At 65.2% G+C, this 21570-nt stretch carries 19 protein-coding genes; 3 read left to right on the forward strand and 16 right to left on the reverse strand.

Annotation, left to right across the window (positions count from 1 at the left end; genetic code table 11):
* Positions 1 to 4: 4 nt before the first annotated feature.
* The 9 genes from NGK62_RS02175 to NGK62_RS02215 form a co-directional block, all read right to left on the reverse strand.
* Positions 5 to 1033, reverse strand: coding sequence for a sulfate ABC transporter substrate-binding protein (locus tag NGK62_RS02175; protein ID WP_118933403.1), 1029 nt, complete (start codon positions 1031 to 1033; stop codon positions 5 to 7).
* A 222-nt stretch (positions 1034 to 1255) separates the two neighbouring features.
* A complete protein-coding gene (locus tag NGK62_RS02180; RefSeq protein WP_042792543.1) occupies positions 1256 to 1897 on the reverse strand; it encodes a peroxiredoxin in 642 nt (213 codons plus the stop codon).
* Between the two features lie 148 nt (positions 1898 to 2045).
* Positions 2046 to 3869: an acyl-CoA dehydrogenase gene (locus NGK62_RS02185; protein WP_251877257.1), complete on the reverse strand. Its 1824-nt coding sequence runs from the start codon at positions 3867 to 3869 to the stop codon at positions 2046 to 2048.
* 79 nt (positions 3870 to 3948) lie between these two features.
* A complete protein-coding gene (gene aspT / locus NGK62_RS02190) occupies positions 3949 to 5649 on the reverse strand; it encodes an aspartate-alanine antiporter (protein ID WP_118933405.1) in 1701 nt (566 codons plus the stop codon).
* Positions 5650 to 5686: 37 nt separating this feature from the next.
* The gene (locus tag NGK62_RS02195) at positions 5687 to 7507 is read right to left on the reverse strand and encodes a bifunctional aspartate transaminase/aspartate 4-decarboxylase (RefSeq protein ID WP_059379323.1); all 1821 of its coding nucleotides are present in this window, start codon (positions 7505 to 7507) and stop codon (positions 5687 to 5689) included.
* Positions 7508 to 7611: 104 nt separating this feature from the next.
* The gene (aspT, locus tag NGK62_RS02200; RefSeq protein ID WP_251877259.1) at positions 7612 to 9303 is read right to left on the reverse strand and encodes an aspartate-alanine antiporter; all 1692 of its coding nucleotides are present in this window, start codon (positions 9301 to 9303) and stop codon (positions 7612 to 7614) included.
* Between the two features lie 198 nt (positions 9304 to 9501).
* Positions 9502 to 10431, reverse strand: coding sequence for an electron transfer flavoprotein subunit alpha/FixB family protein (locus tag NGK62_RS02205; protein ID WP_054450918.1), 930 nt, complete (start codon positions 10429 to 10431; stop codon positions 9502 to 9504).
* A 2-nt stretch (positions 10432 to 10433) separates the two neighbouring features.
* A complete protein-coding gene (locus tag NGK62_RS02210; protein ID WP_013392406.1) occupies positions 10434 to 11183 on the reverse strand; it encodes an electron transfer flavoprotein subunit beta/FixA family protein in 750 nt (249 codons plus the stop codon).
* Between the two features lie 71 nt (positions 11184 to 11254).
* Entirely contained in the window at positions 11255 to 12178 is a 924-nt protein-coding gene (locus NGK62_RS02215; RefSeq protein WP_187524001.1) for a histone deacetylase family protein, read from the reverse strand.
* Between the two features lie 10 nt (positions 12179 to 12188).
* Here NGK62_RS02215 and mltB point away from each other — a divergent pair, with 10 nt between their 5' ends.
* Positions 12189 to 13343 (forward strand): lytic murein transglycosylase B, encoded by a 1155-nt coding sequence (gene mltB, locus NGK62_RS02220; RefSeq protein WP_059379325.1) that lies wholly within the window; start codon positions 12189 to 12191, stop codon positions 13341 to 13343.
* A 38-nt stretch (positions 13344 to 13381) separates the two neighbouring features.
* On the opposite strand, the gene NGK62_RS02225 is transcribed toward mltB, so the two are convergent.
* On the reverse strand, positions 13382 to 14431 hold the full coding sequence (locus NGK62_RS02225) for a cyclase family protein (protein ID WP_118933406.1): 1050 nt from the start codon (positions 14429 to 14431) through the stop codon (positions 13382 to 13384).
* A 67-nt stretch (positions 14432 to 14498) separates the two neighbouring features.
* On the opposite strand from NGK62_RS02225, the gene NGK62_RS02230 reads away from it, so the two are divergent.
* Positions 14499 to 15275 carry an IclR family transcriptional regulator gene (locus tag NGK62_RS02230; protein ID WP_059379327.1) on the forward strand — a complete coding sequence of 259 codons (777 nt, stop codon included), beginning with the start codon at positions 14499 to 14501 and terminating at the stop codon, positions 15273 to 15275.
* A complete protein-coding gene (locus NGK62_RS02235) occupies positions 15272 to 16252 on the forward strand; it encodes a Bug family tripartite tricarboxylate transporter substrate binding protein (protein ID WP_118933407.1) in 981 nt (326 codons plus the stop codon). The genes NGK62_RS02230 and NGK62_RS02235 overlap by 4 nt, the downstream gene beginning before the upstream one ends.
* Positions 16253 to 16356: 104 nt before the next feature.
* On the opposite strand, the gene cysM is transcribed toward NGK62_RS02235, so the two are convergent.
* The 6 genes from cysM to NGK62_RS02265 all read right to left on the reverse strand — a co-directional run bounded on the left by cysM (position 16357) and on the right by NGK62_RS02265 (position 21529).
* A complete protein-coding gene (gene cysM, locus NGK62_RS02240; protein WP_059379329.1) occupies positions 16357 to 17265 on the reverse strand; it encodes a cysteine synthase CysM in 909 nt (302 codons plus the stop codon).
* Between the two features lie 84 nt (positions 17266 to 17349).
* Positions 17350 to 17844, reverse strand: coding sequence for a ComEA family DNA-binding protein (locus NGK62_RS02245; RefSeq protein WP_251877261.1), 495 nt, complete (start codon positions 17842 to 17844; stop codon positions 17350 to 17352).
* 173 nt (positions 17845 to 18017) lie between these two features.
* Positions 18018 to 19007, reverse strand: a complete 990-nt coding sequence (gene rfaD, locus NGK62_RS02250) for an ADP-glyceromanno-heptose 6-epimerase (RefSeq protein ID WP_118933408.1) — start codon at positions 19005 to 19007, stop codon at positions 18018 to 18020.
* Entirely contained in the window at positions 19004 to 19945 is a 942-nt protein-coding gene (gene rfaE1 / locus NGK62_RS02255) for a D-glycero-beta-D-manno-heptose-7-phosphate kinase (RefSeq protein WP_251877263.1), read from the reverse strand. The genes rfaD and rfaE1 overlap by 4 nt, the downstream gene beginning before the upstream one ends.
* A complete protein-coding gene (lapB, locus tag NGK62_RS02260) occupies positions 19942 to 21156 on the reverse strand; it encodes a lipopolysaccharide assembly protein LapB (protein ID WP_059379332.1) in 1215 nt (404 codons plus the stop codon). Before lapB ends, rfaE1 begins: the two co-directional genes overlap by 4 nt.
* A 58-nt stretch (positions 21157 to 21214) precedes the next feature.
* Complete coding sequence (locus tag NGK62_RS02265) at positions 21215 to 21529, reverse strand: LapA family protein (protein ID WP_013392395.1); 315 nt, start codon at positions 21527 to 21529, stop codon at positions 21215 to 21217.
* Between the last annotated feature and the right edge of the window lie 41 nt (positions 21530 to 21570).

Consider the following 21570-nt stretch of genomic DNA (forward strand, 5'->3'; position numbering starts at 1 on the left):
GTGCTTATTTCTTTTGCGGCAGATAGATCTGGTCGAAGGTGCCGCCGTCGCTGAAGTGATCCTTCTGCGCCTTGCGCCAGCCGCCGAAGATCTTGTCGTCGATGGTCACGAGCTTGACCTTGGGAAACTTGCTTTCGTACCTGGCGGCCACGGTCTTGTCGATGGGCCGGTAGTAGTTCTTGGCAATGATTTCCTGCGCGGCGGGCGTGTAGAGGAATTCCAGATATGCCTGCGCCGCCGCACGGGTGCCCTTCTTGTCCACGACCTTGTCGACCACGGCCACCGGCGGCTCGGCCAGGATAGACAGAGACGGCACCACGATGTCGAACTTGTCCGGACCCAGCTCTTCCAGCGCCAGGAAAGCCTCGTTTTCCCAGGCCAGCAACACGTCGCCCACGCCGCGCTCCACGAAGGTGGTGGTGGCGCCGCGCGCGCCGGTGTCCAGCACCGGCACGTGCTTGAGCAGGTCGCCCACGAAGGCGCGGGCCTTTTCCTCGCTGCCGCCGTTCTTCTCCAGCGCATAGGCCCAGGCAGCCAGGTAGTTCCAGCGCGCCCCGCCCGAGGTCTTGGGGTTGGGCGTGATGACCTGCACGCCGTCCTTGACCAGGTCGTCCCAGTCCTTGATCTGCTTGGGGTTGCCCTTGCGCACCAGGAACACGATGGTGGAGGTATACGGCGAGCTGTTCTGCGGCAGGCGGGCCTGCCAATCGGCCGGCAGCAGCCCGCGGTCGGCGACCGCGTCGATGTCATAGGCCAGCGCCAGCGTCACCACGTCGGCTTCCAGCCCGTCGATGACAGAGCGCGCCTGACGGCCCGAACCGCCGTGCGATTGGCGGATGGTCAGGTCGACGTTGGCCTTTTCCTTATATTGCTTGATGAACGCATCGTCGATGGCGCGATACAGCTCGCGGGTCGGGTCATATGAGACATTCAGGAGCGTCTGCTTCTGCTGCGCCTGCGCCGGCGCAATCGCGGCAAACGACATCGTCAATGCGGCCAAGGCGGCCAACCAACCGGCTTTCCTGAAAGACATCCCATGCTCCCTGTGTTCGGCAATGTGGGAGCAAGTGTGCTGGCTGGGCGTTCTGAACGGAACGAATCATTATTTGGTTGCTCATCGCTCGCAGGCATATAGGACCAGCGTCCCAACAATGGAAATCTCCCTTGCCCCCAGGCGCGCCCAATAAAAAGCCGCCGCCTCCCCAAGGGGCAGGCGGCGGTTGCGAAGAGGGTCCAGCCCCTTCGATTGCCGAATTTACTTATTCGGCTGAGGCGTAATGCGCAGATAGGGACGCACGGCCTTGTAGCCCTTCGGGAATTTCTGCTTGATCACGGCCTCATCCTGCAAGGACGGAACAATGATCACGTCGTCGCCATCTTCCCAGTTCACCGGCGTGGCCACGCTGTGGCTGTCGGTCAGCTGCAGGGAGTCGATGACGCGCAGGATCTCGTTGAAGTTGCGGCCGGTGCTGGCCGGATACGTGATGGTCAGGCGCACCTTCTTGTTGGGGTCGATGATGAACACCGAGCGCACGGTCAGCGTGGCGTTGGCGTTCGGATGGATCATGTCGTAGAGCTCGGACACCTTGCGGTCCTTGTCGGCCAGGATCGGGAAGTTGACCTTGGTGGACTGCGTGTCGTTGATGTCCTCGATCCACTTGGTATGCGAATCGGTGCCGTCCACGGACAGCGCCAGCACCTTCACGTTGCGCTTGGCGAATTCGTCGGCCAGCTTGGCGGTGTAGCCCAGTTCGGTGGTGCAGACGGGCGTGAAATCGGCCGGGTGCGAGAAAAGTACACCCCAGCTGTTGCCCAGATACTCATGGAAGCGGATCGGCCCTGCCGAAGATTCCTGTTCGAAATCAGGGGCGGTGTCGCCCAGGCGTAGATGACTCATGGTGTCTCCTGTGTGCGGATGCAGGTGGGGGGCTGGCCGCCCGTCGCTGCGGGCGGCGCAGGAAAAGCGTTTCATGGCGCAGGCCAGCGCCTGTGAAACGATTCTTCCATCAAACCTGTAGCTGGGGAAATACGCAAGTCATATAACCTTATGCAATATTCAAGCTGGCGCCGCAGGCGTCCGCCACCACCCCGGCCCGCACCGCGGCCGACAAGGCCAGCGCGCGCGGCAGGATGTGGGCGCCATAGAACAATCCAGTCGCCAGCTTGGCCCCGTAGAACGGATCGGTGGATCCGGCCGCCAGGTGGCGCCGGCAGGCCAGCACGGCGCGCGCCATCTGCCAGCCGCCGTGCACCACGCCGGCCAGCATCAGATAGGGCACGCTGCTGGCGTAGACCGCCCTGATGTTGGTCGGCGATTGCTCCAGGATGAACGCCACGCCGGCCTCGTAGGCCTGGATGGCGCTGTCCAGGTTGTCGCGCAGCAGGCGCAGTCCCTCGCGATCGTCCGCCGACGCACGCGTGGCCTCGTTCTCCACCGCGCGCAGCGTCTCCCGCATCGCCGCGATCGCGGCATGGGCGGTGGCGCCGCCGTCGCGCTGGGTCTTGCGGCTGACCAGGTCATTGGCCTGGATCGCGGTCGTGCCTTCGTAGATGGGCAGGATGCGCGCATCGCGGTAGTACTGCGCGGCCCCGGTTTCCTCGATGTAGCCCATGCCGCCGTGCACCTGCAGGCCCAGGGACGCGACCTCGACCGCGGTCTCGGTCGAGAACCCTTTGACGATGGGCACCATGTATTCGTAGAAAGCCCGGTTGCGCGAGCGCTGCTCGGGATCGGGATGATGCGTGCCCTTGTCGTGCGCGGCCGCGGTCACGTAGGACACGGCGCGCGCCGCCTCGGTCAACGCCTTCATGGTCATCAGCATGCGCTGCACGTCCGGATGGCGCACGATGGCCACGGGGCCGGGCGACCCTTCCACGGCGCGGCCCTGCACGCGCTCGCGCGCATAGGCCAGGGCATGCTGGCAGGCGCGTTCGGACACGCCTATGCCCTGTTGCCCCACCGAATAGCGGGCGGCATTCATCATGATGAACATGTACTCCAGGCCGCGGTTCTGCTCGCCGACCAGATAGCCGATGGCGCCCTCGCCCACCTCGTCCTTGCCCGAGCCGTACATGAGCACGGCGGTGGGACTGCCATGGATGCCCAGCTTGTGCTCCAGTGATGCGCACCAGACGTCGTTGCGCCTGCCCAGTGTGCCGTCGGCCTGCACCAGGAACTTGGGCACGATGAAAAGCGAAATCCCCTTGACGCCGGCCGGCGCGTCCGGCGTACGCGCCAGCACCAGGTGGATGATGTTCTCGGCCAGGTCATGGTCGCCATAAGTGATGAAGATCTTCTGGCCCGTCAGCCGGTAGCTGCCGTCTTCCTGCTTCACCGCCCGCGTCGCGACTTGGGCCAGGTCCGAACCGGCCTGCGGTTCGGTCAGGTTCATCGTGCCGGTCCACTTGCCACCGATCAGCTGCGGCACGTATTGCTTGCGCTGCGCGTCCGACCCGACCGTCAGCAAGGCCTCGATCACGCCGTCCGTCAGCATGGGGCACAAGGAAAACGCCAGGCTGGCCGCCTGGATGTTCTCGCCCGGCGCCGCCGCGACCAGCTTGGGCAGGCCCTGCCCGCCCCACTCCACCGGATGCTGCAAGCCCTGCCAGCCGCCCGCGGCGTAATCCTTGAATCCCTGCGCGTAGCCCGGGGTAGTGGTGACGCTACCGTCTTTCCAGACCGGCGGCTGCGTATCGCCTGGCACGTTCAATGGCGCCACGGCCTGCTCGACGAAGCGGCCGTTCTCTTCCAGGATGGCGTCCACCAGATCCGGCGTGACTTCTTCGAAGCCGGGCAGTTTCAGGACGTCATCAAGTCCTGCCAGCTTCAAGGCAAAGCGGAAGTCCTGCAGCGGGGTTACGTAGGGCATGGTGTCTCCGTGGGTAGGCCGTCTTCATATTGTTTGGCCTATCTTAAACCCTATGCCCGCCAGGGTCTCTCGACGCCCCCTAGTTCAGATGATGCGCCAGCGACACGATGATCGGACCCAGCACCGGCAGCAGCACGTTGGCGATGGCGTACGTCACCGTGTAGCCAAGTAGCGGCACTGAACTGCCGCTGGAGGTCAGGATGGCGCTGATGGCCGGCGTGCTGACGTGCTGACCGGCGATGGCGCCGACCAGCAAGGGACCTTCGATCTTCAGGATCTTGTGGCCCAGCCACAGCGACAGGCAGGCAGGCCCCAACGACACCAGCAGGCCGATGAGCGGCAGCACCGCGCCATGCTCGCGGATCAGCGCGATGGCTTCCGGACCCGCCGACAAGCCCACGCAAGCCACGAACACCGCCAGCCCCAGATCCTTCAGCAACTGCACGGCATGGTCCGGCATGTGGCCTATCGAGGGCCGCTTGGCGTTGATCCAGCCGCAGACCAGGCCGCTGACCAGCGCCCCGCCGCCGCTGCCCAGCGACACGGGGATGCCCCAGAGCCGCGCGCTCAGGCTGCCGATCAGCAAGCCGGCCAGAATGCCGAAAGCCAGGAACACCAGATCGGTCACGCCGCTGCGCCGCAACTCGTTGCCCAGCGCCGCGCCGGCCTGGGACAGTTCGGGCTCGGCGCCGACCAGCGTCACCAGGTCGCCATACTGCACCACGGTGGCTGGCGTGATCGGCAAGGAATGGCCGGAGCGTACGATGGACTGCAGGAACACGCCGCGCGCGCGTTGGGCGTTGGGCCGCTTCGCCAGTTCGCCTACGGTATGGCCGTTGACGGTCTTCTTGCTGACGATGACGGCCAGCTCGCTCAGCTGCAAGTCGTCGGCGTGCGCCTCCGGCAGCTGGATTTCGGGTCCGATGACGGAACCCGCGCGCAGCGCGAAGCGCCGCAGGCCCAGCACCACCACGATGTCGCCCGTGGCCAGCGTGTCGCCGGGCGTGGCGTCGACTGCCTCGCCATTGCGCAGGATGCGGCTGATGACCGTGCGTCCGCCCAGCGCGGCCTCCACTTCAGCCACGCTTTTGCCATCCGCGTCCTTGACCACGTGCGAGCGTCCCACCAGCCGCGGCAAGGTGGGCATGTTCGATTCTTCGCCTTCGCCGGCCGCCACGCCGAGCTTTTCCTCCAGCGCCTTGGAGGCTTCGCGCAGATTCATGCGCAGCAGCGCCGGGGCGATCTGGCTGGTGAAGAACACGATGCTGATCAAGCCGACCAGATAAGTCAGCGTATAGGCCGTGGCGATGTTGGCTTCCATGCGCTGGACCTCGGCGTCCGCCAGGCCCAGGTGCTTGAGCGCCTCGGCAGCCGTCCCGACCACGGCCGATTCAGTCGCCGCGCCTGCCGCAAGACCCGCCGCCGTTCCCGCATCCAGGCCGAACAGCGGCACCGCGGTCAGCACGATCGCCAGCACCAGCAAGGCTTCGATCAGCGGCAGCGCGATATAGCGCAGGCTGGAGCGGTTCAGGTTGGCGAAGAACTGCGGCCCGCCCGAGTACCCCATCGCGAATATGAACAGGGCGAAGGCGACTTCCTTCAGGTCGCCGCGCATCTGGCAGCCGGTCTGGCCGATCAGCAGGGCGACGATGAGTGTTCCGCACACTCCGCCCAGCTGGATCGGCCCGACTTTGAGCTTGCCGATCAGGTATCCCAAGCCCACCGTCACGAACAGCACTGCGATGGGAACGCTATTGAAAAACCCGACCGTGCAAGTCATGTCGTCATGTCGCCCTGGAGGTTGCTGCCCGGCCCGCCTACTTGCGCGCCGCGGCCTTCTTGGCGGATTTCGCCGCCGTGCCGGCCTTCTTCACCGCTTTCTTCACCGCCTTCTTGGCCGCCGCGGTCTTGCCTGCGCTGCGCTTGGCCGCGGATGCCTTCACCGTCTGGCCCTTACCGGCCTTCGGGCCCGAACGCACCAGCTCGCCAGCCTTCCAGGCCTCGACGTACTCGGTCGCGGCTTCGACCATGTGCTTGCCGATCTTGGCGTAGTCGCCGTCGTCCAGGTTCGCCAGCGACACGCGGATCGACCACGGCGGGCCGCCAAAGCCGCCGCCGTCCATCAGCACCACGCCGGATTTTTCCGCCAGGCGGAACAGGAAGTCGACCGGCTCGTAGTTGGACATCATGTACTTGCAGAACGCGTCCCCGTACGTGATCTTGGCCCAGACCATGAAATCCAGCTCGACGTAGTACCAGGCGCGCATCGGGTCTTCGGGCGGCATCGGTATGCCCAGGCCGCGCCACAAGGCATCGCGGCGCGCACGTACGATCTTCATCGTCAGGTGCTTGTAGGAGTCCTTCAGATCCATCAGGTGCGACAGCGCGAAGAACCCCATCTGCACCTGCTGCGGCAAGGACAGGCCCGCGGTGTGGTTCAGCGCGACGTTGCGGCTGTCGGCCACCAGCCGGTCGATGAACTTGAGCTTTTCGGGCTCCATCGTCATGGCGCCGTAGCGCTTGTTCAGGCGCTGTTTCCAGGACGCGGGCAGCTCGGCGATGCGGCGGTCCATGGTGTTCTTTTCATGGGTCGCGATCACGCCCAGGCGCCATCCCGTGCAGCCGAAGTTCTTCGAGAACGAGTACACGCATATGGTGTTGTGCGGCACTTCGGCCATCAGCGAGCGGAAGTTCGGCACGAAGGTGCCGTACACGTCGTCCGTCACCAGCACCAGATCCGGGTTCTTGCGGATGAGGCGCACGATCTGCTTCATCTCGACCGGGCTGAACGCCACCGACGGCGGATTGCTGGGGTTGACCGTGACCGCCAGCTTGATCTTGGGATTTTCCAGCTTGGCGATTTCAGACGCCGGATAGTGCCAATCATGGGTGCCGTCGGCCCGCAGGCTGCTGGCGTTGATCGGCACGATCTTGAACTGGAAGCGCTCCAGATGCGAGATCTCGATATAGGGCGTGAAGGTCGGCAGGAACAGCGCGATGGTGTCGCCCTGCTTGAGCAGGCCGTTCTGCATCAGCGAATCGAAGATGTAGCACATGGCCGCCGTGCCGCCTTCGACCGGGAACAGGTCGAACTTGCCCTTGGGCGGACGGCCGTCGCACATTTCCTTGATCAGGTAATCGTGCACGATCTGTTCAAGATGGACCAGCGCGCGCGGCGGCACGGGATAGTTGTCGCCGATGATGCTGTCCGTCAGCTCATGGACCCACGCGTCGGGGTCGAAACCCTTGACCTTGACGCCATACTCCAGCACGCCGACCAGGAAATCGTAGCCGTCCATGCCTTTGTGCTTGGCCAGGAACTTGCGCATCCGGTCGGCGCAGCCCTTCTTGGCCGGCATGCCTGCCAGGATGGACTCGTCGCGCACGCGGCGCGCTTCCTTCATTGCGAACTGGCCCATCAGGAAGAAGGCGTCGCGCGGTTCGGTGGCGATCCAGTTCGGGTTGCCGCGGCCCGCGTTCAACATGGTGATGGCGGCGGTGTGCTGGTTGTCCTTGGCCAGCGTGATCAGATAGTCCTTGAGTTCAAACGGAGAAAGCTGTTCGAGGTCGCGCTGGCGCGAGCGGGTGGTTTTCAAGGCCGAAGCCAGGCTGACGGTAAGAGGCGTGGTGGAAGCCATTGTTCAGTACTCCTGGTTTGCATGGTGACAGGCGCTGGACGTCGCCGGCCGGGCCGGCGCGCTTGCAAAACGCCCCGCAAGCACGGGGCTTGCGGGGCGTTTTGCTAGGACATGAGCATGACGATGACAATCCCCCAAATGATGAGCAGGGTATTGCCGATGGCGTAAGGAACCGTGTAGCCCAGGGCGGGCACCTGGCTCTTTGCCGTTTCGGTGATCTGGCCAATGGCCGCGGTGGTGGTCCGGGCTCCGGCGCAGACTCCCAATGCAATGGCGGGATGGAACTTGAATACATACCGCGCAATGTATACGCCCACGATCATCGGCACGCTGGTGGCGATGATGCCCGCGATGAATAGCTTGGCGCCCAGTTGCTGGAAGCCCAGCACGAATCCCGGCCCTGACGATATGCCCACGACCGCAACGAACGTCGTCAGCCCCACCGATGTCAGGAACCAGTGCACCGGTTCCGGCACCCGGCCGAAGGTCGGATGCACCGAGCGCAGATAGCCGAAGATCAGGCCGGAAATCAGCGCGCCGCCGGAGGTCGACAAGGTGACGGGAACGCCGCCCACGGTCAGCACCAGCGAGCCGAACAGGCCGCCGAGCAGGATGCCGAAACCGACGAAGACCATGTCGGTCTGGCTGGTGGCGCGGTCGACGTAGCCCAGCTTGCCCACCACGCGCTCGACGTCGCGCTTGGCGCCCAGCACGAACAGGCGGTCGCCGCGGTCCAGCTTCAGCCCCCAGTTGATCGGCATGTCGTGGCCGCCGCGCACGACCTTGCGCAGGAACACGCCGCGGCCCAGTTCGCGGCCGACTTCGCTGTCCGCGATTTCCTTGATGGTCTTGCCGGCAATGTTCTTATTGGTCAGCACGACCTCGACGACCTCGGCGGGCATGCTGATGAGGTCGCGGTCCTCGACCTCGGTGCCGATGATGCCGGCGGCCTGGGTGACCAGCGCGTCATGCCGGCCGGTAATGCCTAACACGTCGCCCTGCTGCAACACCGTCTTGCCATCGCTGTCGATGACCTGGTCGCCGCGCCGGATGCGCTCCACGAACACGCGGGCCTCGACGAAGCGGGACTCCAGCTCTCCCACCGTCTTGCCGGCGAACTCGGCGTTGTCCAGCTTGTAGGCGCGCGCGGTGAACTTGCGATAACCGGACAGCTCCATCGAGTCGGCGCCGCCGGACATCTTGGCTTCGTATTCCTGGCACTCCTTGACGATGTCCACGCGCATCAGCTTCGGCCCCAGCGAGGCCAGCAGCCAGGCGCTTCCGACCGTGCCGAAGATGTAGCAGACCGCGTAGGCGACAGGAATGCTGTCGATCCATTTCTTTTTGGTGGCTGCGTCTATGCCCAGGCCGTTGATGGTGTCCGTCGCCACGCCCATGACCGCGGAAATGGTTTGGGCTCCGGACAACAAGCCTGCGCCAGTGCCGGCATCGAAGCCGAAGCCTACGGCTGTCGCCCATGTCACCAGCAGGCAGATCACGCACAGAATGACGGCGAAGATGACCTGCGGAAGGCCATCGCTTTTCATACCCCGGAAGAACTGCGGTCCGACGCCGTAACCCAGACCGAAGAGAAAGAGCAGGAAGAAGACCTGCTTGAGGACGGGAGCGATCGTGATGTTTAGCTGCCCCACCAGCACGCCTACCAGCAGCGTTCCGGTCACGGCTCCCAGATTGAATCCGAAAATCTTCTTGGCGCCTATCCAGTACCCGAGACCGAGGGTAAGGAATATCGCAAGTTCCGGATATTTTCGCAGAGTGTCAAAGAACCATTCCATCCCGAATCTCCTTCGTTCTGTACAGGTCAAGCACTTGCGCGTATCTAGCTGCGCGCGGAACACATTATCAGAATCTTTCGAGAAATCAAAAGATTTGGAACACTGAAATCACAAGATGTGTAGTCCTCGCGTCGAAAAATAAAAAAGCCCGCCAGCGCAAAGCTGGCGGGCCCTTCAAATACAGCAGCGCGTTGCGGCTTACAGCGCGCCGGTCAGTTCGGGCACGACCTGGAACAGATCGCCCACCAGGCCATAATCGGCCACGCCGAAGATCGGCGCTTCCGGATCCTTGTTGATGGCGACGATGACCTTCGAATCCTTCATGCCGGCCAAGTGCTGGATGGCACCCGAGATACCAACCGCCACATACAGCTGCGGCGCGACGATCTTGCCGGTCTGACCGACTTGCCAGTCGTTAGGCGCATAGCCGGCGTCGACCGCGGCGCGCGAGGCGCCCAGCGCCGCGCCCAGCTTGTCGGCCAGCGGATCCAGGATCTTGAAGTTCTCGGCGCTGCCCAGGCCGCGGCCGCCGGAGACGACGACGCGCGCGCCGGCCAGTTCCGGACGGTCGCTCTTGGCGACTTCGCGGCCCACGAAGGTGGACAGGCCCGAATCGGCCACGGCGGCGACTTCTTCCACCGCACCCGAACCGCCCTGCGCGGCCACGGCGTCAAAGCCGGTGGTGCGCACGGTGATGACCTTGACGGCGTCGGCCGACTGCACGGTGGCAATGGCGTTGCCGGCGTAGATCGGGCGCTGGAAGGTGTCGGCCGATTCCACGCCGATGATGTCGGAGATCTGCGCCACGTCCAGCTTGGCGGCCACACGCGGGGCCACGTTCTTGCCCGAGGCGGTCGCGGGGAACAGGATGTGGCTGTAGCCCGAGGCCACAGCCAGTACCTGGGCGGCGACGTTCTCGGCCAGGCCGTCGGCCAGTTGCGGCGCGTCGGCCAGCAGGACCTTGGCGACGCCCGCGGCGGCGGCGGCCTGGTCGGCCACGGCGCGCGCGTTGGCGCCGGCGACCAGCACGTGCACGTCGCCTCCGATCTTGGCGGCGGCGGCGACGGCGTTCAGGGTTGCGCCCTTGAGCTGGGCGTTATCGTGTTCGGCAATAACCAGCGTCGTCATGTTCAGACCACCTTCGCTTCGTTCTTGAGTTTGTCCACCAGGGCCGCGACATCGGCCACCTTGATGCCGGCCTTGCGAGCGGGCGGCTCGCTGACCTTCAGCGTCTTCAGGCGCGGCGCGGCGTCCACACCCAGTTCTTCCGGCGTGACGGTGTCCAGCTGCTTCTTCTTGGCCTTCATGATGTTGGGCAGCGTGACGTAGCGCGGCTCATTCAGGCGCAGGTCGGTGGTGACGATGGCGGGCAGCTTGAGCGTCAGCGTTTCCAGGCCGCCGTCGACTTCGCGCGTGACCGTGACCTTGCCGTCGGCCAGCTCGACCTTGCTGGCGAACGTGGCTTGCGGCCAGTCCAGCAGCGCGGCCAGCATCTGGCCGGTCTGGTTGGCATCGTCGTCGATGGCTTGCTTGCCCAGGATCACCAGCTGCGGCTGTTCCTTGTCGACCAGCGCCTTCAGCAGCTTGGCCACGGCCAGCGGCTGCAGTTCGGCATCGGTCTGGACCAGCACGCCGCGGTCGGCGCCGATGGCCATGGCCGTGCGCAGCGTTTCCTGGCATTGCGCAACGCCGCAAGAAACCGCCACGACTTCAGCCACGGCGCCCTTTTCCTTCAGGCGGGTCGCTTCTTCGACGGCGATTTCGTCAAAGGGGTTCATGGACATCTTCACATTGGCGATATCCACGCCGGTTTGATCAGACTTGACGCGCACCTTGACGTTGTAGTCAACGACGCGTTTGACAGGTACCAAAACCTTCATCCCGCTGCCTCCAAATGGAAAATAATTACCCGGCATGCGCCGGGATCGCATTGCACAATTTTTTCTCGATTCTACAGCTTCGCCAGCGCTCGTATATGGGCGACCACGCTGCGGCCCAGGGCGGACAAGTTGTAACCGCCTTCCAGCGTGCTGACGATGCGCCCCTGGCAGTGGCGCTCGGCCACCTCCACGAGCTGTTCTGTTATCCAGGCGTAATCGGCCTCGACCAGGCCCATCTGGCCCATGTCGTCCTCGCGGTGCGCGTCGAAACCGGCCGATACCAGGATCAGCTCGGGCCGGTGCGCTTCCAGCGCCGGCAGCCAGGTATCGGTGACGATGGCCCTGACCGCGGCCCCGCCGGTATACGCGGCCACGGGCACGTTCAGCATGTTCGAAGCGGGATTCTCGGCGCCGCTATTGGGAAAGAACGGGTGCTGGAAGAAGCTGCACATCAGCACGCGGTCGTTGCCGGCGAAGATGTCTTCGGTGCCGTTGCCGTGGTGCACGTCGAAATCGACGATGGCGACCCGCGACAGGCCGTGGAAGTCCAGCGCATGCTGCGCCGCAATAGCGACGTTGTTCAGAAAACAGAATCCCATGGCCTGGGAACGGCAGGCGTGATGCCCGGGGGGCCGCACCGCGCAGAAGGCCGTGCGGGCCTCTCCGCCCATCACCGCGTCCACCGCGGCCACCCCCGCCCCAGCGGCGTACAGCGCGGCTTCATAGGTGTGGGGGTTCATCAGCGTATCCGGATCGATAGGGAAATACCCTTGCTCCGGCGTATGTTCGCGCAAACTGTTCAGATACTGGACAGTGTGCACCCGCAATATGTCGTGGCGGGATGCCTGCGGCGCCTGGCGGTCGTCCAGGTAAGGCATCAAGCCGCTGGCCAGCAACTGGTCTGAAATGGCGTCCAGCCTCTGGGGGCTTTCGGGATGCCAACTGCCCATTTCATGCAGGCGGCATGCCGGGTGGGTAAGATACATGGTCTCCATAAGGAAGATTATGTTCATCTGTCGGCGATTACTGCAACTCGGAACGCTCTCCGCCCTGCTGGCGGGCTGCTCCACCACCGCCCCCTCTGCACCCAACACCGTCGCCGGCCAGCCGGCTGCCGAATCAACCCCGGCCCCCATCCGCATCGGACCCAGTGCGCCGACACCTGGATCCGAACTGGCGGACGACGCTCCCGCCGCGCTGGCCGCCAATGGCACGTTGCGGCCTGAAGTCCGCACTTTCGTGGAAAACCTGGCCACCGAGCGCCAGCTGCCGCTGGACCCCATGGTCGCCGCGCTGGCCGGGTCGCGCTACAACGCCACCGTCGCGCGCCTGATCGCGCCGTCGCCCCCGGGCAAAAAGATCTGGCGCAGCTGGCTGACCTACCGCTCGCGCTTTGTCGAACCCAAGCGCATCGGCTGGGGCGTGGAGTTCTACAACGAGAACCGCGACCTGCTCAATCAGGCGGCGCAGCGCTTCGGCGTGCCGGCGCCGGTGATCGCATCCATCATCGGCGTGGAAACGCTGTACGGCCGCAATATGGGCAATTTCCGCGTGCTGGATGCGCTGACCACGCTGGCCTTCGACTATCCGGACCCCGCCAAACCCGAACGCGCCACCATGTTCCGCGGCCAACTCGCCGACTTCCTGACCCTGGTCATGAAAGACAAGCTGGACCTGGAAACCCGCGGCTCGTACGCGGGCGCCATCGGCATGCCCCAGTTCATGCCCACCAGCGTCATGCATTACGCGGTGGACGGCGACGACAACGGCCACATCGACCTGAGCAACAACACCCGCGACGCCATCATGTCCGTGGGCAGCTTCCTGTCGCAGCACGGCTGGCAGCGCGGCCTGCCGGTGTTCGCTCCGGTGGTGCTGCCCGCGGATCCCGCCCCCCTGGTCGACGGCGGACTGGAACCCAAGCAAAGCTGGGGCACGCTCACCGCGGCCGGCGCCCGCCTGCAGCCTGGCGCATCGGCCGCGGGCTGGGGCAGCCAGCCGCTGGGCGTGGTCGACTTGGTCGAGGAAGCCCGGGGCACGGCGCAATACCGCGTCGGCACGCCCAACTTCTTCGCGCTCACCAAGTACAACCGCAGCTACTTCTACGCGACCTCCGTGGCGGATCTGGCAAGCGAGATCGAAGCGCGCGTGGGCCGCTGACGGCCCTGGGACCGCGGCGCCAAGCGCCGCGGTCTGCTTTACACCGTCGCGACGGGCGTCACGGGCGAACCCACGGCGCCAGGCAGGTTCAGCGGCGGCGCCGTCAGCAGGAAGCGGCTGCGGCCGTTGGCCGTGAGCCAGCGCGCAAGCGCCCCCAGGTACCACATCTCGCCTATCGGCAGGCCCAGCTTGAAGATGCAGTGGTGGTGCAAGGGCAACGCCGCGCAGCAGGCATTGGGCTTCTGCGTGGGATAGATTTCCAGCGCGTGGTTGTCCGAAGCCATGGCCGCCACCTTCGAGTCGGTGATCCACTGCAGCAGCTTCTCGTCGCTGCCGTCCAGGCCGGCGCAGATCTCGTGCAACGTATGGGGATCCGGCTCGCGGTTCTTTTCCAGCAGGGCGTCGCCGAATTCCGTATGGAACAGCACGATATCGCCCTGCTCGATCTCGATCCGGTCTGCTTCCAGGATGCGCATCAGATCGTCGTAGCCGACCGACTTCTGCTCCCGGCCGTAATGGCGCGCCAGGTCAACCATCACGCCCCGAGTCTGAAGGCAGGATTCGGCCAGTTGGGTGATGTCCAGCTTCTTGGCGTTGGAGGCCGGCCCCTGACCCAGGTCGGTCTTGGCGTAGCCATTGTCCACGTCGTAGTCCACCGGCCCCACCACGTGCTCATTGGGCCGGTAGCCGTTGTAGTAGACGCGCTCGGGCAGGCCGTCGCCGTTGGCGTCGAACAGTGCGCCCACGTGAGCCAGCGAATCCCATTGCGTCGAATACTGCAAGCTCATTTCGACGATGTCATCGCTGAGCACGTCGACGCAGCCGGGGCGCAGGCGCCCCAGCGGAAAATTCAGATACTGGTCGCCGTCCCTCTCGGTAGGCCGCAGCTTGGGCGGATGACGCCGCACGTTCACGCCGTTGCCGCCCGGGTAATCCAGCGGCAGCGACAGGCAAAAGCTCAGTCCTTCGCGGACTTCCCGCATGCCGCTCAGCACGTTCGCGGGGGTGATGTAATTCAGGCAGCCTCGCTGGTCGTCAGGCCCGAAATCTCCCCAGTTCGATCCCTCAGGACGGTTCTTCCATCTCATGCGTTGCAACTCCTGGTCGATTGAATGCTGTTTGACATAAATTTATCACGTATAGGATACTAACATCATGGATGTGAAAACCGCTGGCCGAGTGCTGGATGTGCTGAACCTCTTCGCCGAGGCGCAGAAGCCCCTGCTGTACAGCGAGATCGCTGCCCAGATGGGGATACCGCTGTCGAGCTGTCATGGGCTGCTGAAGACCATGGTGGCGCGCGGCTATCTCTATGAAATCGGCAAGAAGCACGGCTATTACCCGACCCAGAAACTGATCCACGTGGCCACCCTGATCTGCCATAGCGACCCGCTGAACGCGGTGATCGAGCCGGTGCTGGCCCGGGTGCGGGACCTGACGGGCGAGACGGCCTTGCTGGCCAAGCTGGCCGACGACAAGGTCGTGTACCTGATCGTTGCCGAGTCCAAGCAGACCATCCGCTTCTCGCACCAGCCGGGCGGCTTCAAGGCGGTGCACGCCACCAGCTCCGGCAAGGCGCTGCTATCGGTGCTGTCGCAGGAAGAACGGCAGAAATGGTTCAAGGCCTACAGCGGTTTTGCCGCCTATACGGACAGCACGCTCACCAGCCAGGAGGCCTTCGACCGCGACCTGGAAGCGGGCGTGGCACGCGGCTGGCAGCGCTCGGTGGGCGAGAACGTGGAAGACGTGATGTCCATTTCGCTCGGATTCCGGGCATACGAACAACCCTTTGCCATCGTGGTGGCCGGCCCGCTGAGCCGGATGCTGAAGAACGAAGCCACCACGGGGAAACAGCTGGCCGAGGTCAAGGCGATGCTGCAAGCAGCGCTGCCCTCGGCCAATCTCACCTTTGTAGGAGTAGACAGTAGATGAACAAACGCACCTTCCTCGCCGCGGCCTGCTCGGCCATCGCCACGGCGGCCTTGCCGGCAGCGACCGCCTATGCTCAGGCGGACTATCCGGACAAGCCCATCCGCGTGATCATGCCTTGGGCGGCAGGAGGACCGACGGACGTGGTCGGCCGCCTGATCGCGGTCCAGATGGGCGAGATCCTGGGTCAACCGCTGGTGATCGAAACCCGCGCCGGGGCCAGCGGCACCATAGGCACGGCCCAGGTCGCCAAGGCGCCGGCCGACGGCTACACCTTGCTGATGAACCCGTCGGTGCAGGGCATCTATCCGGCTCAATTCAAGAATCTGAGCTTTGACCCGATCAAGGACTTCAAGATGGTGGGCGTGCTGGGCACGGTGCCGATGGTGGCCGTCGTCCCGCCCAACTCCAAGTTCAAGACCTTCGGCGAACTGATCAAGCAGGGCCAGGCCCAGCCCGGCTCGCTGACCTTCGCCTCCCCCGGCGTCGCCACCTTGCCGCACCTGGCGGGCGAGCTGATCAATACCTCCACCAAGGCCAAGATCACCCACGTCGGCTACCGCGGCAGCAGCCCGGCCCTGACCGACGTCGCGGGCGGCCATGTGGACCTGATGTACGCGCCGCTGGCGCCGGCCTTGCCGCTGATCCAGAGCGGCAAGATCCGCCCGATCGCCGTGACGACCAAGACCCGCCTGGCCGAACTGCCCGACGTGCCGACCATCGCGGAAAGCGTCCTGCCCGGTTTCGACATCGTCACCTGGTACGGCATGTGGGCCCCGAAAGATACGCCGCAGCCCATCATCGCCAAGCTGAACAAGGTCATGATCGAAGCCTCGCAATCGCCCAAGGTGGTTGAAGCGCTGAAGTCGCAAGGCACCCTGCCCAGCACCATGAGCTACCAGGAAGCCGAAGCCTTCAACCTCGCGGAAAGCGAGCGTTGGATCAAGGTGATGCAGGACGCCGGCATCCAGCCCGAATAAGCGCGCAAGAAACGAGGGCGCCCGGCGCGCCCGTCCAATGAAAAACCGCCATGCCCGGCAAACCCGGCATGGCGGTTTTATTCTGCCCGAAGGCGATCAGGCGTTCAGTTGAAGACGCCCGTGGACAGATAGCGGTCGCCGCGGTCGCATACGATGAACACGATGGTGGCGTCGTTGACGCGTTCGGCCACGCGCAGGGCGGCGATCAGCGCGCCCGCCGAGGAAATTCCACCGAAGATGCCCTCTTCCGCCGCCAGCCTGCGCGCCATCTGTTCGGCCTCGGCCTGTTCGATGGATTCGTAGGCGTCCACCCGGCTGCGATCGAAGATCTTGGGCAGGTAGGCTTCGGGCCACTTGCGGATGCCCGGGATCGACGATCCTTCGGCGGGCTGCGCGCCCACCACCTGCACAGCGGGATTGCGCGATTTCAGGTAGGTCGACACGCCCATGATGGTGCCGGTGGTGCCCATGGCGCTCACGAAGTGGGTGACGCGGCCTTCAGTCTGGTTCCAGATTTCCGGCCCGGTGGTTTCGATGTGGGCGCGGGGATTGTCGGGGTTGGCGAACTGGTCCAGCACCAGCCCGCGGCCGTCCGCCTGCATGGCGGATGCCAGGTCGCGGGCATATTCCATGCCGCCCTTGTCCGCCGGCGTCAGGATCAGCTCGGCGCCATAGGCCGTCATGGCCGCGCGGCGCTCCACCGAAAGATTGTCCGGCATGATCAGGATCATGCGGTAGCCGCGCATGGCGGCGGCCATGGCCAGCGCAATGCCGGTATTGCCGCTGGTCGCCTCGATGAGGGTGTCGCCCGGCTTGATGTCGCCGCGCTCTTCCGCGCGAGCGATCATCGACAGGGCCGGACGGTCCTTCACGGAGCCGGCAGGGTTGTTGCCCTCCAGCTTGGCCAGGATGACATTGCCCCGGGCGGCGCCCGCGGCCCCGGGAATGCGCTGCAGGCGCACCAGCGGCGTGTTGCCGACGGTTTGCTCGATAGTGGGATAGGTAGTAGTCATGCGGACGATGATAACCCCGCCTGGCGGCGCGCGCCGCCAAAAGCCGCGCTCCCGCCAGGGCTAACGGCGCAGGCCGCTACTGGCTCAGGGCCGGGCGCGGGCGGCGGGCTGGGACGCCGCCGGTTTCGCTTCGGATTTGGCTTCGGCCTTGCCCGCAACCGGCTTGCCCTGCGCCGGCTTGGCCGCCGTCTCGCCCTGCCCGGCCTGGGGGCCCGCCCCTCCCACCTGCAGGCCTGCCTCTTGCAGGGCCTGCGCCTTCTTCGGGCCGATGCCGCGCACCCGTTCAGCCAGGTCGTTCAAGGATTCGAACTTGCCGCCCCGCTCGCGTTCCTTGATGATTATTTCCGCCATGCGCGGGCCGATGCCCCGGACACCTTCGAGCTGCTGGGCATTGGCCTGATTGAGGTCCACCGCGTACGCCAGCGGCGCGGCCAGGCCCAGGCCCGCCGTTACCAGCAGCGCGCCCAAGGCCTGCCGCAAAGGCCGCGGCCGGGCGCCGGAAGCAAGGGCGGCGCGCGCCCTGCGCCATCTGGCAAAGGGCGCCGGGCGGGCGGCGGCGGATTGAAGGAATGGATTCATGGATGATCTCCCTGGAGTCTGGCGCAACGGCTGTCACGCACGCTCAGATCATGCGGGCGGCGCGCTCGGTCACGGAGGCCCTGTGAATGGAAACATCCGCCCCGGCAAACCGCCAGACGAAAAAAAGCCACCGCGGACGGTGGCGTTCTTCCATGCACGGCGCCTGTGCAGACTTACTTGCGGGCGCGCCAATAACGCACGTACTCGGTAACGCCGGTCCGCACATCGCGCATCGGCGCCTGGAACCCTGCCGCGCGCAGGCGCGTGACGTCGGCCTGCGTGTAGCTCTGATAGCGCCCTTTCAGGTCGTCCGGGAACGGGATATAGCGGATCAGATCCAGTTCCACCAGTTGCGCCAGCGTCAGCTCGGCTTCGCCGCGCTCCGCGCGCAGCGCATTGACCACGCCGGCCGCCACATCGTTGAAGGGCTGCGCGCGGCCGGTGCCGCAGTTGAAGATTCCGGACTGCTCGGGGTGATCCAGGAAATGCAGGTTGACCGCGACCACGTCTTCGACGGAAATGAAGTCGCGGCTCTGGCCGCCATCCACGTAGCCGTCCCAGCCCGCGAACAGGCGCACATGCCCATGCTCCAGGAACTGGTTCATGTTGTGGAACGCCACCGAGGCCATGCGGCCCTTGTGCTGTTCGTGCGGACCGTAGACGTTGAAGTAGCGCAGGCCCACGACCTGTGCGGTCAGGCTGTCCATGCGCTGGCGCAGGACCTGATCGAACAGCAGCTTGGAATAGCCGTAGACGTTGAGCGGGCCTTCATTGGCAGGGTCTTCCACGTAGATCGAGGAACCGCCGTAGACCGCCGCCGACGAGGCGTAGAGGAACGGAATGCGGCGCTCCTGGCAGAACTCGAACAGCTCCAGCGTGACGCGGTAGTTGTTGTCGAGCATGTAGCGGCCGTTGCGCTCGGTCGTGTCCGAGCACGCGCCCTGGTGCAGCACGGCGCGCACTTCGTGCAGGCTGCCGTCGAGGACGCGGCGGCGGAAGTCGTCCTTGTCCATGTAGTCCGCGATCTGGCAATCGACCAGGTTGACGAACTTGTCGCCTTCGGTCAGGTCATCGACCGCGATGATGTCCTTGATGCCGCGGCGGTTGAGCCCGCGCACCAGGTTGCTGCCTATGAAGCCCGCGGCTCCGGTAACGACGATCATGAGAGTTCTCCTGCCAATTCCGCAGCGGTGACGATGGACGTGCCGAGCTTGCCCACGGCGATGCCGCCGGCCTTGTTGGCCCAGCCCATCGCGTCGACCCACGGCAGATCGATGGCGCGCGACACGGCCAGCGTCGCCAGCACGGTATCGCCCGCGCCGGACACGTCGAACACTTCGTGCGCCTGCGCGTCGATGTGGTCGCGTCCCGCGTCGGTAAACAAAGTCATGCCCTGCTCGGAACGCGTCACGAGCAAGGCTTCCAGATCCAGGTCGGCGCGCAGGCGCTGCGCGCGATCGGTAAGTTCGGCCTCGGAACTCCAGCGGCCCACGGCCTCCTGCATTTCCGAGCGGTTGGGGGTGACGAGCGTCGCCCCGCGGTAACGGGTGTAATCGTGGCCCTTCGGGTCCACCAGCACCGGCACGCCGGCGTTGCGGGCCAGGGCGATCAGCGATTCGACCCGCGTCAGCACGCCCTTGGCATAGTCGGACAACACGACGATGTCGTGGTTGGCCAGGTGGCGCGCGAATGCGGCATCGACGTTATCCAGCGCGGGCTGTGCCGGATGCTGTTCGAAGTCCACGCGCAGGAGCTGCTGCTGGCGGCCCAGCACGCGCATCTTCAAGGTCGTGTGCAGGGACGGATCGGCGACCAGCTCGGCCTGTATGCCGGCTTCGGCGGACAAACGCCGCACGCTGTCGCCGGCCTCGTCTTCACCCAGCACGCCGACCAAGGTCACGTGGCCGCCCAGGGCCGCCACGTTGCGCGCGACGTTCGCCGCGCCGCCCAGGCGGTCTTCGCGGCGCGCCACGCGCACCACGGGCACCGGCGCTTCCGGCGAAATGCGTTCGACTTCGCCGAACCAGTACCGGTCCAGCATCACATCGCCCACCACTAGGACGCGGCTATGCGAAATGGCTTCGGCGGGAAATGCATTCATTCAAGTTCTTCCAAGCGGCGCGGCGCGTAGGTTTCCCAGGCATTGCAGCCGGGACATTGCCAGTAAAAGCGACGCGCCTGAAATCCGCAACTGCGGCAGGCGTAGCGGTCCAGCCGCTGCGTATGCTTGTGTATCAGGCTGCGCAACAGCGTCAGGTCGGCGCCCGGCACCGGCGCCTGCTCGGCGCCGCTTTCCGGATTGGCCAGCTCGGCCTCCAGCAGTCGGTCCAGCCCCAGCAGCGACGGATGGCTGCGCAGCGCGTTGCGGGCAAATGCCCATGACGTCGCTGCGCCCTGCTGGGCGCGCAGCTCGCGGAACAGCACGTTGAACAGGTCCAGCGACGCGTGGCGCGCATACTGCTTCTGCAGCACGTCGAGCCCGGCCGCTTCCTGATTGGCGGCGCGGTAGTTCGCCAGCACCTGCTCGGCGACCAGGCCGGCGTACTCGGGAGCGTCGGTCATGATCGACTCCAGGTACAGGCGTTCGCGCTTCGGGTCCTGTTCGATCAGGGCCAGACGGGCGCGCAGCATCGCGGTGCGCACCATGGCGCCCTTGCTCGACGCCGGATCGATGGTCGACAAGGCATGGTCGGCGGCGTCCAGCGCCTTGTGGGCCGCGTCGATGTCGGCAGGCTTGGCCGACAGCGCGGTCTGCGCCTGTTCGCAGTAATAGTGCACGAGCTGCGGCACCGGCTCGTCGACCAGGCCCTGCAGCGTCTTCACGGCTTCGATGGCGCGCGGCCAGTCGTGTTCCGATTCGTAGATCCGGATCAAAGAACGCAGCGCGGGCAAGGCGTAGCGGGTGTCCTTGAGCTGCTCGAAGCCGTTTTCGGCGCGATCCAGCATGCCGGCCTTGAGAAAATCCTGCGCCAGCTCGTGCTGCGCATGCTCGCGTTCGGCGGCGGGCAGGTCGGAACGGTTCAGGAGGCTTTGGTGCACGCGGATGGCGCGCTCCATTTCGCCCCGGCGGCGGAACAGGCTGCCCAGCGCGAAGTGCAGCTCGGTGGTTTCCGGGTCCAGCTTGGCCACTTCGACGAAGGCGTCGATGGCGCGGTCCGGCTCTTCATTGAGCAGGAAGTTCAGCCCGCGGAAATAGGAATCGGGCAGGCTGCGGGTTTCCCGCAGCATTTGCCGGATATCGAAGCGCGCGGCCAGCCAGCCCAGCGCGAACAATACCGGCACGAAAATCAACCACCAAGGTTCAAAATCCACTATGCGGGCTCTTGCGGTAATTCAGTGCGGAAAGGGATTCAGTGCTGGCGCAACGGCATCACAGCGGCGACATCGGGGCCACGGCCTCCGGCGGCACGGCGGGTGTGGTGCCGGCCACGGCGGCCTGGACACGGTCCAGCTCACGGCGCAGGCGCATGGCTTCGCGGCGGCGGCGCATGGCGGCGGGCACGGTCAGCAACAGGCCGAACAAGGCGCCCAAGACGAACACGACCAGCATCACGACGATGAGGGGCACGTCCTGCACCACGTAATCGGCGTAGAACTTCACGGCGACCGGATCCGTGTTTTTCAACGCAAACATCAGAACTGCAACAAACACGAGCAATCGCAGGGCCCAGACTAGGTAGCGCATGGCGCATGCTCCAAAGAATTCAAGACTATCAATTGTAAGCG

Source organism: Achromobacter sp. Marseille-Q4954 (genome assembly GCF_943737025.1).
Taxonomy (GTDB): domain Bacteria; phylum Pseudomonadota; class Gammaproteobacteria; order Burkholderiales; family Burkholderiaceae_B; genus Achromobacter; species Achromobacter bronchisepticus_A.

Excerpts from the sequence above, each read along its gene's own strand:
- NGK62_RS02175 (WP_118933403.1), bottom strand. The coding sequence starts at position 1,033 with ATGTCTTTCAGGAAAGCCGGTTGGTTGGCCGCCTTGGCCGCATTGACG.
- NGK62_RS02180 (WP_042792543.1), bottom strand. The coding sequence starts at position 1,897 with ATGAGTCATCTACGCCTGGGCGACACCGCCCCTGATTTCGAACAGGAA.
- NGK62_RS02185 (WP_251877257.1), bottom strand. The coding sequence starts at position 3,869 with ATGCCCTACGTAACCCCGCTGCAGGACTTCCGCTTTGCCTTGAAGCTG.
- aspT (WP_118933405.1), bottom strand. The coding sequence starts at position 5,649 with ATGACTTGCACGGTCGGGTTTTTCAATAGCGTTCCCATCGCAGTGCTG.
- NGK62_RS02195 (WP_059379323.1), bottom strand. The coding sequence starts at position 7,507 with ATGGCTTCCACCACGCCTCTTACCGTCAGCCTGGCTTCGGCCTTGAAA.
- aspT (WP_251877259.1), bottom strand. The coding sequence starts at position 9,303 with ATGGAATGGTTCTTTGACACTCTGCGAAAATATCCGGAACTTGCGATA.
- NGK62_RS02205 (WP_054450918.1), bottom strand. The coding sequence starts at position 10,431 with ATGACGACGCTGGTTATTGCCGAACACGATAACGCCCAGCTCAAGGGC.
- NGK62_RS02210 (WP_013392406.1), bottom strand. The coding sequence starts at position 11,183 with ATGAAGGTTTTGGTACCTGTCAAACGCGTCGTTGACTACAACGTCAAG.
- NGK62_RS02215 (WP_187524001.1), bottom strand. The coding sequence starts at position 12,178 with ATGGAGACCATGTATCTTACCCACCCGGCATGCCGCCTGCATGAAATG.
- mltB (WP_059379325.1), top strand. The coding sequence starts at position 12,189 with ATGTTCATCTGTCGGCGATTACTGCAACTCGGAACGCTCTCCGCCCTG.
- NGK62_RS02225 (WP_118933406.1), bottom strand. The coding sequence starts at position 14,431 with ATGAGATGGAAGAACCGTCCTGAGGGATCGAACTGGGGAGATTTCGGG.
- NGK62_RS02230 (WP_059379327.1), top strand. The coding sequence starts at position 14,499 with ATGGATGTGAAAACCGCTGGCCGAGTGCTGGATGTGCTGAACCTCTTC.
- NGK62_RS02235 (WP_118933407.1), top strand. The coding sequence starts at position 15,272 with ATGAACAAACGCACCTTCCTCGCCGCGGCCTGCTCGGCCATCGCCACG.
- cysM (WP_059379329.1), bottom strand. The coding sequence starts at position 17,265 with ATGACTACTACCTATCCCACTATCGAGCAAACCGTCGGCAACACGCCG.
- NGK62_RS02245 (WP_251877261.1), bottom strand. The coding sequence starts at position 17,844 with ATGAATCCATTCCTTCAATCCGCCGCCGCCCGCCCGGCGCCCTTTGCC.
- rfaD (WP_118933408.1), bottom strand. The coding sequence starts at position 19,007 with ATGATCGTCGTTACCGGAGCCGCGGGCTTCATAGGCAGCAACCTGGTG.
- rfaE1 (WP_251877263.1), bottom strand. The coding sequence starts at position 19,945 with ATGAATGCATTTCCCGCCGAAGCCATTTCGCATAGCCGCGTCCTAGTG.
- NGK62_RS02265 (WP_013392395.1), bottom strand. The coding sequence starts at position 21,529 with ATGCGCTACCTAGTCTGGGCCCTGCGATTGCTCGTGTTTGTTGCAGTT.